Here is a 15,080-nt window from a genome sequence, read left to right on the forward strand (position 1 = left end):
TGGTCCGGCCCACGCATGCGGGCCGGACTCATTGCCTGAGTATCAGTTCAGGACACGATCGATCACCGCTTGCGCATCGTCCAGTGCTTGCTGCGATGTCTTCTGACCCGTCACCGCGGACTGGATGGCGTCCTGAATCGCCGTCGAGATGCGTGGCCAGTCCGGATGCGGCCCACGGTTCTCGGCATACTGGAGCTGCTCGACGAAGATCGGGGTCGCCGCGTCGATCTTGGCGTTGCCCGTCGCGGCGGGTGCGACATCCTTGCGGGAAGGCATCCGGGTGAACTCCGGCCACAGCCGCTCCGCCTGGCTGTCGACATATTCGAGGAACTGGAACGCGGCATCCGGGTTCTCCGAATTGTCGAAGATCGCGATGTTGAAATCGCCGAGTGCCGAGGCGCGCTCGGCACCTGCCTCCGGCACCGGCAGCAGCGCGACGCCCCAATCGAAGTCCGCGTCCTCCGCCATGCGCTTCAGTTCCCACGGACCGGAAATCGCCATCGCGGCGTTGCCGCCGTTGAACGTACCGGTCGAGTCCCACTGGCCGCGGGTCAGCGTGTCAGGACTGGTCAGGCCCTCGTCGAACAGACGCTTCCAGAAGTCGAGCGCCGTCGCAGCACCCTCCCCGTTGACCTTCTCGAACGAACCACCGGTCATCTGGAGCCAGGGCAGGAACTGGAATGTCCCCTCCTCCGACGCCTTCGCGGAGAAGGCGATGCCGTAAACATCGTTATCGGGATCGTTGAGGGCGGCCGCCGCCTCGTAGAGCTCCTCCCAGGTCGTCGGCGGATTATCCGGATCGAGCCCCTTCGCGCGGAACATATCCTTGTTGTAGTAGAGCGCGATCGTATTGGACGCCCTCGGAATGCCATAGACCCCACCGTCCCAGGTGAGACTCGAACGGGGCCCATCGAAGTAGTTGTCCATGTCGATCTGATCCGACGCCTCGACCCGCGAGGTCAGATCGAGGAACGCGCCGCGCGATGCAAACGCCGCGTGGTCGGGATTGTCGATCGACATCAGGTCCGGATTGGTCTGTGTCGCAAAGGCGCGCAGTGTCTCGGCGACCAGATCGTCGAACCGCACTTCGCGCACCTCGATGGTAATGCCGTTATCCATCTCGCTGAATTCATTGGCGAACACACCTTCCGGCGCGTTGGACGATTCTGTCCACATGGTCAGCGTCGTCGCCTGTGCCGACGCTGCCGCGAGGCAGCCGACGCCAAGGGCCATCGCAAAGAGTCTGTTCATGTCCTTCTCCCTGTTGTCATCATCGCTCTAGGAGCGGGTTTGCACATTCAACGCCCCAGTCCCGGGAAGGCCTCGCCGAAATCGAAACAGGTGCCGGCGCGAACGAAGACCGGGCACCGCCCGGGCGGGCAGTCCACCGTTGCCGACCGGCCGCCTTGGAACGGTTCACCGGTCCACGCATGCAGCCAGTCGGACGCTCCGGGTAAAGCAACCGTCATGCGCTCGGTCCCCGGTTCGGTTACCGGCGCGACGAGCAGATCGGGCCCGAGCATGTAAGTCATCGGCTCGCCGCGTTGCGCGAGCTCGTCCGGAAAGTGGTAGTGCACGGGCGCCATGACCGGATCACCGGTGGCCGCATAATTCGCGAAGCAGTCTTTCAGATACGGGCGCAATGCCTCTCGCACACGCAGCAGTTCGATGAGGATCGCTTCGACGTCCGCGCCGAACGACCAGACTTCATTCGGTCCGCCGGTATTGGTGAAGATGTTGAAGGTGTCCTGTCCATAGGTGACCGGTTCGCCCTCGGCCGGCGGCGGAACATCTTCGGGAACGCGGAAGCCGTGGAGCCGGCAGATCGGCGAAAAGACACCAAACTCAAACCAGCGAACCAGGAGCTCGTGGAAAGCCGGCGAGTGGACGTGGCCTTCGTAGAAGCCGCCGATGTCCGTCGTCCACCAGCCGAGGCCGGCCATGCCGGCGTGCAGGCCGGCCGGTATCTGGGCGCGGAACCACTCCCAGTTCGACCAGACATCACCCGACCAAAGGATCACCCCATGTCTTTGCGATCCTGCCCAGGCGGAGCGGCACAAGAGCACGCCGTCGCCGCCAACCTCGTCGAGACCTTGCCGGTAGCGTTGCTCATGAAGGAGCGGATAGGCGCACAATATCTCGGCGCCATTTCCCATCGCCGTGCGCACGTTCTCCGGATGCGCGGGGCGCATCTCGGGCTCGCACGCATCGAGCCAGAAGTGCCGGAAACCATGGTCGACGTAGTTGCGCTTGACGATCTCCCAGTGAAAATCGCGCGCTTCGGCATTGAACGCGTCGTAGTAGGTGAAGAAACCCGGTCCGAAGGGATCCTTGTCCGGAAAGGCGATGACGACCGGCAGACCGCGTTCGGCCGTCAGTAACAGCCCGCGCTCGGTCATCGTCTTGTAGTGCTCCGATGAGGCCGAGACCGTCGGCCAGATCGAGACCATCGCCTCAACGCCCATCGACCGCAGCTCGTCGATCAACGCACCGGGATCGGGCCAGTCGGCGGGGTCGAACTTCCACTCGCCCTGGCGCGTCCAATGGAAGAAGTCGATGACGATGCAGGAGAGCGGCAGTCCACGCTGCTTGTATTCGCGCGCCACCGACAGCAGCTCGTCCTGTGTGCGATAGCGCAGCTTGCATTGCCAGAAACCGAGCGCCCAATCGGGGATGTCCGGCGAATGCCCGGTCGCATCGTGATAAGCGCGCACGATGTCGCGCGGCGAGTCGCCAGCTACGATCCAGTAGTCGAGACCGTTCGTCGAGTCGGCCGTCCACCGCGTGATGTTGGCAGCGAAATCGACACGACCGGTCGCAGGGTTGTTCCACAGCAGTCCATAGCCACGCGACGAGACGACAAACGGGATCACGGCGTGGGCGTTCTGCTGCAGGAGGTTCGTCGAGGTCCCTTTCAGGTCCATTCGCCCGTGCTGCGGCTGGCCGAGCCCCTCGAGCCGCTCACCGTCATAGGCCTTGAAGTGCGCCTCAAGCTTCCATGAGTCCGACGCCAGCGCCTTGAAGTTTCGCGTCTTAGGGCCGGCGAAATGAGGCCGAGTCTCCGCCAGCAACTCTTCGCCGGTTTCCGCGTCGGTAAAGCAGATCACCACCTCACGCTTCACGTCGGCGCCATAGCGATCGACAATCACAAGTTCGGCACGAAGACGGTCGCACGTAAGCGATGCCGACCCCGATCCAATATCGACGCGCGATTCCTGGTCCGCCTCAGGCGACAGCAATGCGCTGACATGCGGCTCGACGATCTCGTGGCCGGGGCGCGCTCGTACCCTGATGGCGTTTGTCCCCCAGGGTTCCAGCCGGAGGGCTTCGCCGCCGAAGTGGCAAACCAGGGCGCCGTCGTCTTCGGCGAAAGGGGTTGGCGACGGTGTGGTCATCCGATCGCCAGGTAACCGCCGTCGAGGATGACGGCTGTGCCGGACATGTAGTCGGCCTCTTCCGATGCGATGAACGCCGCGAGCGCCGCCACCTCTTCCGGTTCCGCGCCACGCCCAGCGGGGATACCGGCGATCACCTCCGTCATGATCTCATCGGGAATGCCGGCAATGGCTTGGGTCTTGATCAAGCCGGGCGCGATCGCGACGGCGCGGATGTCGGGACCATGGTCGACCGCGAGGGAACGGGTCAGCGCAAGGACGGCACCCTTGGTCACCTGATACGCCGAGAACCCCTTCTCGCCGATGAAGCTTTGAACGGACGCGGTGTTGATGATCACGCCCTTGCCGCCGCGTTCAATCATGTGCTCGACGGCAACCTTGGCACCTATCCAGTAGCCACGAATGCCGACCGCCGTGATGCGCTCGAATTCCTCCAGGGTTTGTTGGTCGATGGGCTTGAACACCGCGCTGAAGGCGTTGTTGTGCCAGATGTCGATGCGGCCAAACGTTTCGATCGTCGTCCTTGCCAAATCGCGCACCGAGTCGGGCTGCGACATATCGACGAGACGGAACGTGCCGCCGATTGCGTGCGCGACCGCCTGTCCATCTGGGTCGATGTCGGCGATCATCACCTGAGCACCTTCGGCAGCGAATCGTTCCGCGCAGGCTTTGCCGATCCCGCCGGCACCGCCGGTGACCAGATAGACCTTGTCCTTGTGCCGGTCCGGCACCGGAAACATGCGCGCGTTCACGCGGCTGTTCCGACAGGCGATTGGTCGATGACGACGTGTTCTTCGCAAACGAGAAAGACGATGCTATCGGCGAAGTTGCTAGTTTCGGCTCCGGCGATGTCGCCTTGCGGCGACGAGAGCCCCGCATCCATCGTCTGCCGGTCGTCGAACCAGATCTCCGCCGAGCCGTCATAGGGCGCTGGCGTCAGTTCGCCCGGATCGCTACCGACGTTGATGCGATAGCCACGCATACCCGGGATTTGCCGGGCAAGGGGGGCATGAATATCGATCCAGTAGTCACGGAACTGCTCGATCGAAAGCCCGCTCTTTTTGTTGACCAGCGCAACAAGCTTGATCACACGATACCTCCCGAGCTGAGACTGACGGATTTGCACAATTCCGTCAATACAAACGATTGGATTTCGAAAAATACCCTATTCCGTGGGCGATCTCGGCTGTAACTATGCCGGCAGGAACACGGAGGAGAGAAAGCGAATGAGCGGACGTGTGGGGTTGAAGGAACTGGCCCTGCATCTTGGAGTCGACGTCTCCACCGTGTCACGGGCGCTTCGGGACGACCCACGCGTGAAGCCGGAGACGATCGAAAAGGTCCGGTCGCTCGCCCGCGAACTCGGCTATCGCCCCAACGTGGCGGCTCGCGCGCTGAAAGGTGGGCGGATCGGCCGGGTCGCGGTCCTGCTGTCGCCGCCGCAACAACGCTTCGCGAGTCCGATCTTCCTCGAGCTCCTCGCGACCCTCGACCAGCGCCTGCGCGATCACGCGATGTCCCTTGCCGTTTTCGCGGCCCGAACGCGGGACGAGGAAATCGATATCGTCCGTTCGATCGTCGAGGACCGGCTTGCCGATGGCCTGGTGCTCGGCCGGACGCTTCAGAACGACCGGCGTGTCCGATATCTGCTCGACGCCGGCTTCCCGTTCGTCACCTTCGGCCAGACCTCATGGCCCGATCGCCACTCGTGGGTCGAGATCGACTACCGGACCGCCGGCACAATCGCCGTGTCCGCACTCGCCCAATCGAACCCGGAGGTCCTGCATATCGTCGCGGCACCGACGGGGCTGCGCTTTGCCGACAACTATGTCGAGGGAGCACTTGCGGAGGCGGGACGCATCGGTCTCGCCGACGTGATCACGACGCGGGTCGAGATGACCGAGCGCCAGGGCGAGGCCCTCGCCGAAAGCGTGTTTTCCAGTTCGGGGAATCCTGCGATCGCTTGCATCCAGGACTCACTCGCGTTCGGCTTCTACCGATCGGCCGCAGCGCGATCGATCCGCTTCGGGCGCGACGCGACGATCTTCGGCGGTCAGAATTTTCCCGGATCCGAACACGCGGCCCCACCCCTGTCGACATTCTCGACCGAGGATCGCCGGGTCGCGGAACTGCTCAGCGACGTCATGCTCAACCGGCTGACCGCCGACGACGTTCCGGCGCTTGAAACGCACGTGATCCAGCCGCGGGCGCTTCTTCGCGAGTCCCATCGCATGGAACCCCAGCCCATCGCCGGCAACGAGACCTGACGAAGGGAGAGCCGACGGCCCTCCCCTCGCAAGGCTTCATCAATCAGCATCGATTTCGTGGAGCTCGGACGGCTCCTTGCCCGCTTCCTTGGTCGCGGGACGAGGAGCAATCTCATAGGGGTCGACATCAATGGTCGGATCGAAGGTCGGCGGTGGCAGAACTTCGAGCTTGGGCAGATCGCGATTTTCGTCGGCGCGATCCGTCTCGGCGGAGACGCCGCCAATCATTGCGAACGACATAACGGCAGCGAGAGCAATACGAGCGAACATGATTTTTCCCTTTCGTTTCAATTCATTAGAGCTTCGGACAACCGTCTGCCGGGACATGAGCCTCGACCGTCCGGTTGGACTTCAACGGCCTGTCGTCCGGGAAACGAAGTCAGGCAGACGGCCCGGCAGGCACGCCGGAGCGCCTCGTCCTCTCTTCCCAAAGTCGGGTTCTCGCCGCCGGCTCAAACAGGCGGGCGGGTCGATCGTGTGAAGTCAGCGAGAAAACACGCTGGCCGCGTCGTTATTCGTCGCCTATCGGATAGGCTGTGACGTCCGTCACACTTGAAGGCAGATGTATCGGACGGTCGTCTCGCTTAGGCTACGAGCGATTGAACTGTCGCCTTAACCCCATGGCGGTACAGCGACGAAAGGTGTCGCTCGATCATCGACGTGAATTCCGCGTTTGCGGCAAGGTCTGTCCCGAAGACCTCCTCGACCGCCAGATATGCCCGAGCCAACGCTGGCGGATCGTCGCCGACCGCTTCGTGTATGGACCTCAGACGCGGGGCGAGCGGATCCTGGACGTCGATTCGGGCACCGGATTCATCGACGCCAGTCACGTATCGCATCCACCCCGCCACGCCGAGCGCCAGGCACGTGAACGAGGCACCGGCCGCGAGCCGGTCCCGGATCGTACCGAGGAGACGCTGCGGCAGTTTCTGCGAGCCGTCCATCGCGATCTGGTAGGTCCGGTGCTTGAGCGCCGGGTTGTCGAAACGGGCGATCAGGGCGTCGCGATAGCCGGGCAAATCGATGCCGGACACACTCAGGGTCGGAGTGACCTCGTCCGTCATCAGTCGCTTCACCAGCGCACGCAACGCCGGGTCGCCGATCGCGGCCGATACCGTTTCGAAGCCAGCCAGGTATCCGAGATACGCCAGGGTCGAATGCGAACCGTTCAGCATCCGCAGCTTCATCTCCTCGAACGGCGCGACGTCGGCGACCATCTGCACCCCGGCGTCCTCGAAACGCGGACGACCGTTGGCAAAGCGATCCTCGATCACCCATTGGCTGAACGGCTCGGTGACCACCGGCCACGCATCGGTGACACCAATCGCCGCGGCTACCGTCTCGCGATCCGCGTCGGTGGTGGCCGGAACGATGCGGTCGATCATCGTCGCCGGAAACGCCACTTGCGCTTCGATCCAGTCCGCGAGCGGCGGATCCATCAAGTGCGCCAGGCCAATGACAACGCCACGTGCCGTCGATCCGTTGGCGGGCAGGTTGTCGCAACTCAGCACCGTAAACGGTGCTCGGCCGAGACGCCGCCGTTCGGCTAGCGCCGCGACGAGCAAGCCGGGCGCCGACTTCGGCGCTTCAGGATTGGCAAGATCGTGAACGATATCGGGGTGATCCGGAAGCAACGTCCCGGTTGCCGGGTCGTGGCAATAGCCCTTTTCCGTGACGGTGAGCGATACGATCCGGGTGTCCGCCGCCGTCAGGGCGGTCATCAGCCCCGCCCGGTCCTCGTCGGCCTGCAGAACCCTTGTCATCGAGCCGATGACCCGGCACTGGTCGCCGTTCTGGTCGCGGGCAACGACCGTGTAGAGGTCATCCTGCGGCGCCAAAGCATCGCGCGTATCCGGCCGTCGCAGGCTCGCGCCGACGATGCCCCAGCTCGGATCGTCCGCAAGGATATTATCGACATAGACCGCCTGGTGCGCCCGATGGAACGCGCCCACCCCCAGATGCACGATGCCCGGCCGCACGCGATCGCGATCGTAGGTCGGCACGCGGACCGCCTCCGGCAATCCACCCAGCGTTCGGTTGGACAAGCGGTCGGTCATAGCCGGTAGGCCTTCTTGGCGAGGTCATAGGCGAGATCGCGGGCAACTTCGCGCGCCTCCTCTTCGCGCAGCCGGTGATCGGCGACCAGTCCGGCGAGGAAAGCGCAGTCGATCCGCCGGGCCACGTCGTGGCGGGCGGGAATCGAGGGGAAGGCGCGAGTGTCGTCGTTGAAACCGACGGTGTTGTAGAAGCCGGCCGTCTCCGTCGCGATCTGTCGAAAACGCACCATCCCTTCGGGGCTGTCATAGAACCACCATGGCGGGCCGAGCTTGAGGCATGGGTAGACGCCGGCAAGCGGCGCCAGCTCACGGCCATAAGTGCTCTCGTCGAGGGTGAAGAGAATGACGGTGAGTTCGGGCTCCAGGCCGACCGCGTCGAGGAGCGGCTTCAACGCCCCGACATAATCGGTCCGAGTCGGGATATCGAAGCCCATATCGCGACCATACCGCCGGAACATTGTCGGCGAGTGGTTGCGCCATGAACCAGGGTGGATCTGCATCACCAGCCCGTCGTCGAGGCTCATCCGCGCCATCTCGGTGAGCATCTGTGCCCGGAACAGTGCCTTGTCCCGCTTCTCGGCGATCCCCGACCGGACCCGATCGAACAACGCAGCGGCCTCGGCCGAACCGAGGTTGGCGGTGTCGGCGTTGGGATGACCGTGATCCGTCGATGTCGCTCCCATCGTCTTGAAGAACGCGCGCCGCGCCCGATGCGCATCGAGATAGCCCTGCCAGGTACCGGTGTCGCTCCCCGAGATATCGGCAAACCGGTCGAGATTGTCGAGGAAGCCGTCAACGTCGGGATCGACAACATTGTCGGGGCGATAGGCGCTCACCACCCGACCGGCCCAGCCGGAGTCGCGGATCGTCTGATGATGTTCGAGGGTGTCGAGCGGTCCTTCGGTGGTGGCGATGACTTCCAGGCCGAACCGCTCGAACAGCGCGCGCGGACGAAAGGCGTCCCCGGTCAGTTGTTCGGCGACGCGGTCGTAAGCTGAGTCGGCTGTCTCCGGAGACAATGTTTCGGTGATGCCCAACAGGTTCTCGAAGGTGTCGTCGAGCCACAGGCGGGTCGGCGTACCGCGAAACAGATAGTAGTGCTCAGCGAACACCCGCCAGATCGCCCGTCCGTCGGTCTCGGTGCCTTCGCCCATCCCCACGCCCAGCGCCTCCAGCGGAACGCCTTGGGAAAACAGCATCCGAAACACGTAGTGATCGGGAACGATCAACAGTTGGGCGGGATCCGGAAATGGCTCGTTGAACGCGTACCACGCCGGGTTGGTATGCCCGTGCGGGCTGATCAGCGGCAGGTCGCGAACCGAGTCGTAGAGCGCTCGCGCGATGTCTCGGGTTTTCGGATCCGGCGGGAAAAGCCGATCGGGATGGTTGAGCGCGCCCAAAGGTGATCTCCGGTGGTCTTTCGCTTGAGGCAGTCGAGGGGCTTAAGTGCCCGACGGTAGGGAACGATGCAAATACGTTTGGGCAATCCGGGTGCCATCCTGGGTCGGCCGATCGCCGCCCTCGGCCGCGAAGACCGAAAGCGCTTGCCGGGAGAGAACCCGGTTGGGTCCTTCATCCACCAATCCGTCCCCGCGCGTCTTCGCCGAAAGGTCCCAGTGTCGCATCACGAAGTCGTAAACCGCCTGCCGCTTCGCCGGGCCGTAGTCGTGCTCCTTGTCGGGCAGGTGAACGTTGGCGACAAGGCGATCGCCGCCATCGAACAACGCGTAGATGCGGCGGACAAACGGGAACTCGCGTGTCGGTGTCTCGGCGGTCCAATCCGCATCGGCCGAGACAAGGAGAAGCGGTCTCGGCCCGCTCGCGCCGATGCTGGCCAACGCCGCGATCTCCGCGTTGTTGGTTTCGCACAGCTGGTCATCTACGCGGTTGCGATGAATAGGCAATCCCGACTCGCAGACGCATCCGCCGTGGAAGGCCGAGCTCACCATCAGAACCGGGATCGACATCGTCAGCCGGTGGTCAAGCGCCGCGAGCAGGAACGTCTGGGTGCCGCCGCCTGAATACCCGGTGCACAGAACGCGCGTCGGGTCGACATCGGGTTCAGCCAGCAGAAGGTCGAGCCAGCGCATCGACTGCCAAGTCTGCAGCGCCGCCATGGCTGGCCACTGGTGGTCGATCTGGGTCGCCTCCCCGTAGCCCTGCATGTCGTATGTCAGCGCCAGGACACCCATCCGGGCTAAAGTCCCGGCGAGGTGCTGCTGGTTTTCGTGGAACCGGCCACGGTCGTCGTGACCGTGCGGCAGAAGCGCAATCGGGATCGCTGCCGATCGCTTGTCCACCGGACGATAGAGATTGCCCGTCGCGAGAAGGCCGGGGAGGATTTCGATGGCGACGTTCTCGATCTGGTAGACATCGGCCCCGTCGCCGACCAGCCGCGGCGCGCGTCGTACCGGGTTCAGTGGAGACCGTTCCGGAAGCGGCGCGAGACCGAGGGCGTCGGCGATCGATCGTCTGAGCATCCTGGCACGCGCCTGCCAGTCTTCGGCGGTGGCCGACAACGCAGCGAGAGCGTTCAGATCGGAGTTCCCCCGCTCGATATAACCGTCGCCCATCCCCGCGGACGCCTGTCAGAAACGAACGAGATCGGCGATCTCGACGGGCCGTCCCGCGGCGATCGATCGGTTGGCAGCGATCCCGGTCAGAATCGACATCGCGCCGTCGCGATGGTCCGCCGCCCGATCATCGGCGTCTTTGCTCGGGGGGCCGAACAGATCGTCCAGCATGACCTTGTCCCCGCCCCCATGGCTGCCACCAAGATCGGGGAGTTCGACGTCATAGGGCTTGGCGTGGAGGGGATGAACGGAGAGCCGGCGCCAGCCGACCGAGCCTTCCTCGTCGGCGTCGCCACCGGCGTTGACGTATGAGTTTTCACCAACCGTCAGTTGGATACGCCCCTTTGAGCCGTTGATCGCCACGTTGAACCCCTCCCATGGCGCGTAGGCGGTCAGCGAGTAGGTCATGGTGGCCCGGTTGGAGTAGCGAACAAGGACGCTCATTGTGTCTTCGATGCTAATCCCGTCGCCGAACACGTTGAGATCGCGGAAATACCCGTCCTCCTTTTCGGCATCGAGATAAAGTGCCTTCAGAGCGGGTGACTTGTTCAGGTCCAGCGAAAACGGCGAGTCGGCCGCCGCCGGCACGCCGGTTGTCCGATACCAGGGCGCCGAGACACCCCGTCGCTCGGCGCTCTCGCGTCCGTAGAAACGAAGATCGCCGAACGCGAACACGGTCTCCGGCTGCGCCCCAAGCCAGAAATTAACGAGGTCGAAGTGATGGGTCGATTTGTGGACCAGCAGCCCGCCACTGTTCCTCTTGTCCCTATGCCAGCGGCGAAAGTAGTCCGCACCGTGCGAGGTATCGAGGAGCCATTCGAAGTGCACCGAGTTGACCTCACCGATCACATCGTCGGCGATCAGGTCGCGGATGGCGGTGTTGTGCGGCGCGTAGCGATAGTTGAACGTCACACGCACACGTCCGTCACTCGCCTTCGCGGCGTCAAGGATGCGTTGGCATCGCCGCGCATCGACGGTCATCGGTTTTTCAGTGACGATATCGCAATCGCGCGCGAGAGCCCGCACGATGTAATCGTCATGGGTTCGGTCGATCGACGTGACAATCACCGCGTCGGGCTTATGCGTTTCGAGCATCGTGTCGAAAGCGTCCGCCTTGTAGGTCGGCACACCATTCGCCTGAAACCGCTCGGCCAACGTCTTGTTGACCAGATCCATCCGAACCTGGTTCGTGTCGCAAACCGCCACCAACTCACAGGTGTCGGCGTAGCGCCCGGCGATCGCGTCGTAGAACATCCGCGCCCGGCTTCCGACCCCGACCATCACGAACCGTCTGCGATTACTCATGCCGGATGCCGCCCCAGCAGCCACGCCGTCATCAACCAATGATCCCACCCCGTTTTCTCCCATGTCAGTGATGAAGCCTCGGTATGGCCGCCTTGGCAACTGACGAGGCTCCGACAATGCATCCGACCGGTGCGGCCGGTCACGACAGTCGATCGGTGTTGTAGCTCACACATTTTCGAGATGTCAAAAACCGGCCGATCAGCGATCCCGGATCGCGTGGAATCTATTTGTGCATGATTGTCACAGCGGTTGATCCCCGTTCCACAGCCGGCTATGTATCGTAACGAATACAACGGTTTGTGGAAAGAGATCGGCACCTTGGTGGCACTTCACGAAGTAGAGATGCCCACAGCAAAGACGAACTGCCTAACACATGGCACGGACATGCCTATGAGCGCGTGGTCACCCTTGCGGCTGTTGATAGTGCAACAACGCGGAGCCCGTGGCCTCTGCAGCGGCATGCCAATCCTTCCTCCAGAGACAACCGATGAAACTTCGTAAGAAAGACCGCCAGCAGAAGGTCCTCTCGGAGTTTCGGTCGGTACCGACCGTTCGCCTGGGCGATCTGGCGACCCAGTTCGGGGTCACGAAGGAAACGATCCGTCGCGATATCGACGAACTGAGCGCCACGGGCCTCCTGTCGAGAACCTATGGCGGGGCCGTCGCGACTTACATGAACTATGAACCCAGCCTCGTTCAAAGGTCGCGGCTGAATCCGGACGGACGCCGTCGCATGGCCGAGGTGGCATACGACCTGGTGAAAGACGACAAGGTGCTGATGGTCGACACCGGAGCAACGGTTGCCCATTTCTGCCAACGGCTTGCGGAAAGCGTCGGACCGGACTCGGAGCTTCAGGTCACGGTGGTGACCAACAGCCTGAAGAACGCTCAGATCCTCGCCGACAATGGGTCGATCCGCACGATCGTTTGTCCGGGCGACTATGACGACGGCGAGGCCGCGACCTTCGGCCCGCTCACCGCCGAGTTCGTCGGCCGTTTCAACGCAGACGTCATGGTCGCTTCGGCCGGCAGTATGGACTCCGAAACCATCATGGACGTCAACTCGAACGCGGCGGCGGTCAAGCGGACGATGATGAAGAAGTCGCTGCGAAAGATTTTCGTGATCGAAGGGCGCAAGTACGGACTGCCGCAGTTCGAGGCGATCTGCCCGCTTGCCGAGATCGATGATCTTGTGACCGACGTCGACCTGCCCGGCGATCTGTCGGCACGGCTGACAAAGATCGGGGTCAGCGTTCATGTCCCCGACGATGAGGCCGACGCTGCAATTGACTGACTGGCGGCCGTGACGCGGCGGGCCGGTTACCCATGAAAACGAGGCGGAGCCGAACGAGCAATCCGGCTCCGCCTTTAAGTTTCAGTATTCGGCGATCGTGCCCGGCAGCAGTTCTTGCAGCTGCTCGTCCTTGGGAGTCCATAGACGCTCGCGAATGATCCCCTCCTCGGCCCAGTCGAACATGAAAACCGGCGTGCCGGGATGGGCGTTGCGGATGCGCTTGTTCACCAGTAGCGCCGCCGGCGCCTGAACCAAACCGACCGTGTACACGTTCTCGGTCCAAAGGCGCTGGATGTCGCGAGCCGCCTGTGCCCGGTCAGCCGGGTCCCAGGCGGATTGGAACGCGTTCATCGCCTCGACCATCTCGACCTCGAAATCGAACAGGTCGCGGTTGCCGTCGTCGCCGACCGGATGCCAGTCCGGACAGGCTTCGGAGATCGGCAGGTACCCACATGTCGCCCGCGTGGGGATCAGCCATTGATGCCGTCGTTGCGCCATATCGAATTCGCCCGAGTCGAGAACGTTCTGAAGGTCGTCCACGCCGCGGGTGAACACTCGGATGCCGACGTCGCCGAACATCGACACAAGGGCATCGACCTGTTTCCAGTCGGTCGCCTCTTCGTTGTGAAAGACGATGTCGATCTCGAAATCCGAACCGGATTCCGGCAGGTTGCGTATGCCATTGCCGTCGGTGTCGGTCAGGCCGAGCGCGTCCAGCATCGTCTCCGCCTTCGCTGGATCGAACGGATAGTACACTGTGCTCTCGATGTCGTAATACGGTGAACCGGCAGCGAAGCCACCCGGGAACGGATAGGTGAACGGTCCGCGAGCGATTGACTGGCCCAGAGCGTCTCGGTCGATGGCATGGCTCAAAGCCACACGGAAATCCTTGTCCCGGAACAGCCTCCGGAGTTCGGCGTCCACGTCATTGTTGACCCCGGCCGTTTCGGACAGATTCAGCTCAAGGTTCCACGAAAGAACGCGAGGACCGAACTGGACCTTGGTCGGCGCATCCTCCGATTGCGACTGCTTCAGTGCCTCGACGTAGTTGCCGGGGTTCTCCATGTTTGAGAAGTCCGCCGTCCCGGCGACGGTTTGGGTGGTGCGATCGGACCAGGTGCTCAGCTTGAAGTGCATCTCATCGATGTAGGGGAGCTGATTGCCCGCCTCGTCGACCTTGAAGAAATACGGGTTCCGCCGAAGGATGATCGCCTCGTCTGGCTTGTAGACGACCGGCACCCAGGCACCGAGCACGACCGGAGGAACGGTGTCAGCCGCCAGTGCGGTCCGGTAACTCTCATACGTCGCATCCGGATTGTATTTGGGATGATGCTGCTTGAGCACATGCGCCGGTCCGGGGCAGCCTTGGATGTAAGCCAACGACTCGATCCGGGCCGGGCCCTGCGGCTCAGTGAAATTGAATCGGAACGCATACGGCCCGGTGACCTCCATCGTCGTTCCCTCGCCCATGCCTTCCTTCGGCATGCGCGCCGAAACCCCTTCGTCCTGGACGTTGTCGTCCCACCAGAAGGCGACATCTTCGGTGTCGAAGGGCTCGCCATCCGACCACCGAACGCCCTCCATGAGCTGAAGATCAAGCTGGGTGTAGTCGGCGTTCCACTCCCAGTTCCGGACCAGGTTCGGCAGCGGACCGGACTGATCGCCCTTCACCTGCCACAGCGGACCAATCCGAACGAAGCACTCCTGAACCGCCTCGTTGACACCGCCCCACCCTTGATGAAGACCGGCGAGCCAGTTCCAGCCCTCCGGGCGACCGCCACTCACGTGGCGAAACACACCGCCGTATTCGCCGACGCCGTCCGACATCGCGCCGGTCAAGTAAATGATCGGCTCCGTCGGCAGACGTTCCTCGACAGGCGGCAACACACCGGCGGAAACCAGATCCGTCAGGAATGGTGCTTCGCCATAAGTGTCCATTGACCCGTAGGTCCAAAGCGCGTCCCGATCGAGCAGTTCGTGATCGATCGTCGACAGGCTCGTCTCCGGCGGCATTGGATCGGCCATCGCCGCGGCCGCCGTCAGTGCGGCGACGCTCCCGCCGCAAAGGAGCCGCAAAACCGTACCTCGTATTGGATCGTACATCCTCTTCCTCCCAAATGTTGTACTACCAACATTTATAGGCACGTTTCATAGCATTTTGTCTACCAAAACATTCCGAAATGCGCGAC

General features: G+C 63.0%; 12 protein-coding genes. 2 read left to right on the plus strand and 10 right to left on the minus strand.

Going from position 1 to position 15,080, the window contains the following annotated elements:
• Positions 1-42: 42 nt before the first annotated feature.
• From ACO076_RS17970 to ACO076_RS17985, 4 genes are read right to left on the minus strand one after another with little or no spacing between them, the layout of a single operon-like run.
• Positions 43-1,251 carry an ABC transporter substrate-binding protein gene (locus ACO076_RS17970; protein ID WP_421724186.1) on the minus strand — a complete coding sequence of 403 codons (1,209 nt, stop codon included), beginning with the start codon at positions 1,249-1,251 and terminating at the stop codon, positions 43-45.
• Positions 1,252-1,298: 47 nt separating this feature from the next.
• A complete protein-coding gene (locus tag ACO076_RS17975) occupies positions 1,299-3,395 on the minus strand; it encodes a TIM-barrel domain-containing protein (RefSeq protein WP_421724187.1) in 2,097 nt (698 codons plus the stop codon).
• Complete coding sequence (locus tag ACO076_RS17980) at positions 3,392-4,147, minus strand: SDR family NAD(P)-dependent oxidoreductase (protein ID WP_421724188.1); 756 nt, start codon at positions 4,145-4,147, stop codon at positions 3,392-3,394. Before ACO076_RS17980 ends, ACO076_RS17975 begins: the two co-directional genes overlap by 4 nt.
• Complete coding sequence (locus tag ACO076_RS17985; protein ID WP_421724189.1) at positions 4,144-4,485, minus strand: EthD family reductase; 342 nt, start codon at positions 4,483-4,485, stop codon at positions 4,144-4,146. The genes ACO076_RS17980 and ACO076_RS17985 overlap by 4 nt, the downstream gene beginning before the upstream one ends.
• Positions 4,486-4,621: 136 nt before the next feature.
• On the opposite strand from ACO076_RS17985, the gene ACO076_RS17990 reads away from it, so the two are divergent.
• Positions 4,622-5,662, plus strand: coding sequence for a LacI family DNA-binding transcriptional regulator (locus tag ACO076_RS17990; protein ID WP_421724190.1), 1,041 nt, complete (start codon positions 4,622-4,624; stop codon positions 5,660-5,662).
• Positions 5,663-5,701: 39 nt separating this feature from the next.
• On the opposite strand, the gene ACO076_RS17995 is transcribed toward ACO076_RS17990, so the two are convergent.
• From ACO076_RS17995 to ACO076_RS18015, 5 genes are all read right to left on the minus strand, one after another.
• Positions 5,702-5,932 carry a hypothetical protein gene (locus tag ACO076_RS17995; RefSeq protein WP_421724191.1) on the minus strand — a complete coding sequence of 77 codons (231 nt, stop codon included), beginning with the start codon at positions 5,930-5,932 and terminating at the stop codon, positions 5,702-5,704.
• A gap of 314 nt (positions 5,933-6,246) precedes the next feature.
• The gene (locus tag ACO076_RS18000) at positions 6,247-7,719 is read right to left on the minus strand and encodes a mannitol dehydrogenase family protein (RefSeq protein ID WP_421724192.1); all 1,473 of its coding nucleotides are present in this window, start codon (positions 7,717-7,719) and stop codon (positions 6,247-6,249) included.
• Positions 7,716-9,119 carry a glucuronate isomerase gene (gene uxaC, locus ACO076_RS18005; protein WP_421724193.1) on the minus strand — a complete coding sequence of 468 codons (1,404 nt, stop codon included), beginning with the start codon at positions 9,117-9,119 and terminating at the stop codon, positions 7,716-7,718. Before uxaC ends, ACO076_RS18000 begins: the two co-directional genes overlap by 4 nt.
• A gap of 42 nt (positions 9,120-9,161) precedes the next feature.
• Positions 9,162-10,292, minus strand: coding sequence for an alpha/beta hydrolase family protein (locus ACO076_RS18010; protein WP_421724194.1), 1,131 nt, complete (start codon positions 10,290-10,292; stop codon positions 9,162-9,164).
• A gap of 15 nt (positions 10,293-10,307) precedes the next feature.
• Positions 10,308-11,597, minus strand: a complete 1,290-nt coding sequence (locus tag ACO076_RS18015; RefSeq protein ID WP_421724195.1) for a Gfo/Idh/MocA family protein — start codon at positions 11,595-11,597, stop codon at positions 10,308-10,310.
• Positions 11,598-12,084: 487 nt separating this feature from the next.
• Here ACO076_RS18015 and ACO076_RS18020 point away from each other — a divergent pair, with 487 nt between their 5' ends.
• The gene (locus ACO076_RS18020; RefSeq protein WP_421724196.1) at positions 12,085-12,891 is read left to right on the plus strand and encodes a DeoR/GlpR family DNA-binding transcription regulator; all 807 of its coding nucleotides are present in this window, start codon (positions 12,085-12,087) and stop codon (positions 12,889-12,891) included.
• A gap of 81 nt (positions 12,892-12,972) precedes the next feature.
• Here the strand turns inward: ACO076_RS18020 and ACO076_RS18025 are convergent, their stop codons facing one another.
• Positions 12,973-14,994, minus strand: a complete 2,022-nt coding sequence (locus tag ACO076_RS18025) for an ABC transporter substrate-binding protein (protein WP_421724197.1) — start codon at positions 14,992-14,994, stop codon at positions 12,973-12,975.
• Positions 14,995-15,080 lie beyond the last annotated feature (86 nt).

Origin of the sequence: Bauldia sp. (assembly GCF_965232525.1) — a bacterium.
Classification (GTDB): Bacteria; Pseudomonadota; Alphaproteobacteria; order Rhizobiales; family Kaistiaceae; genus Bauldia.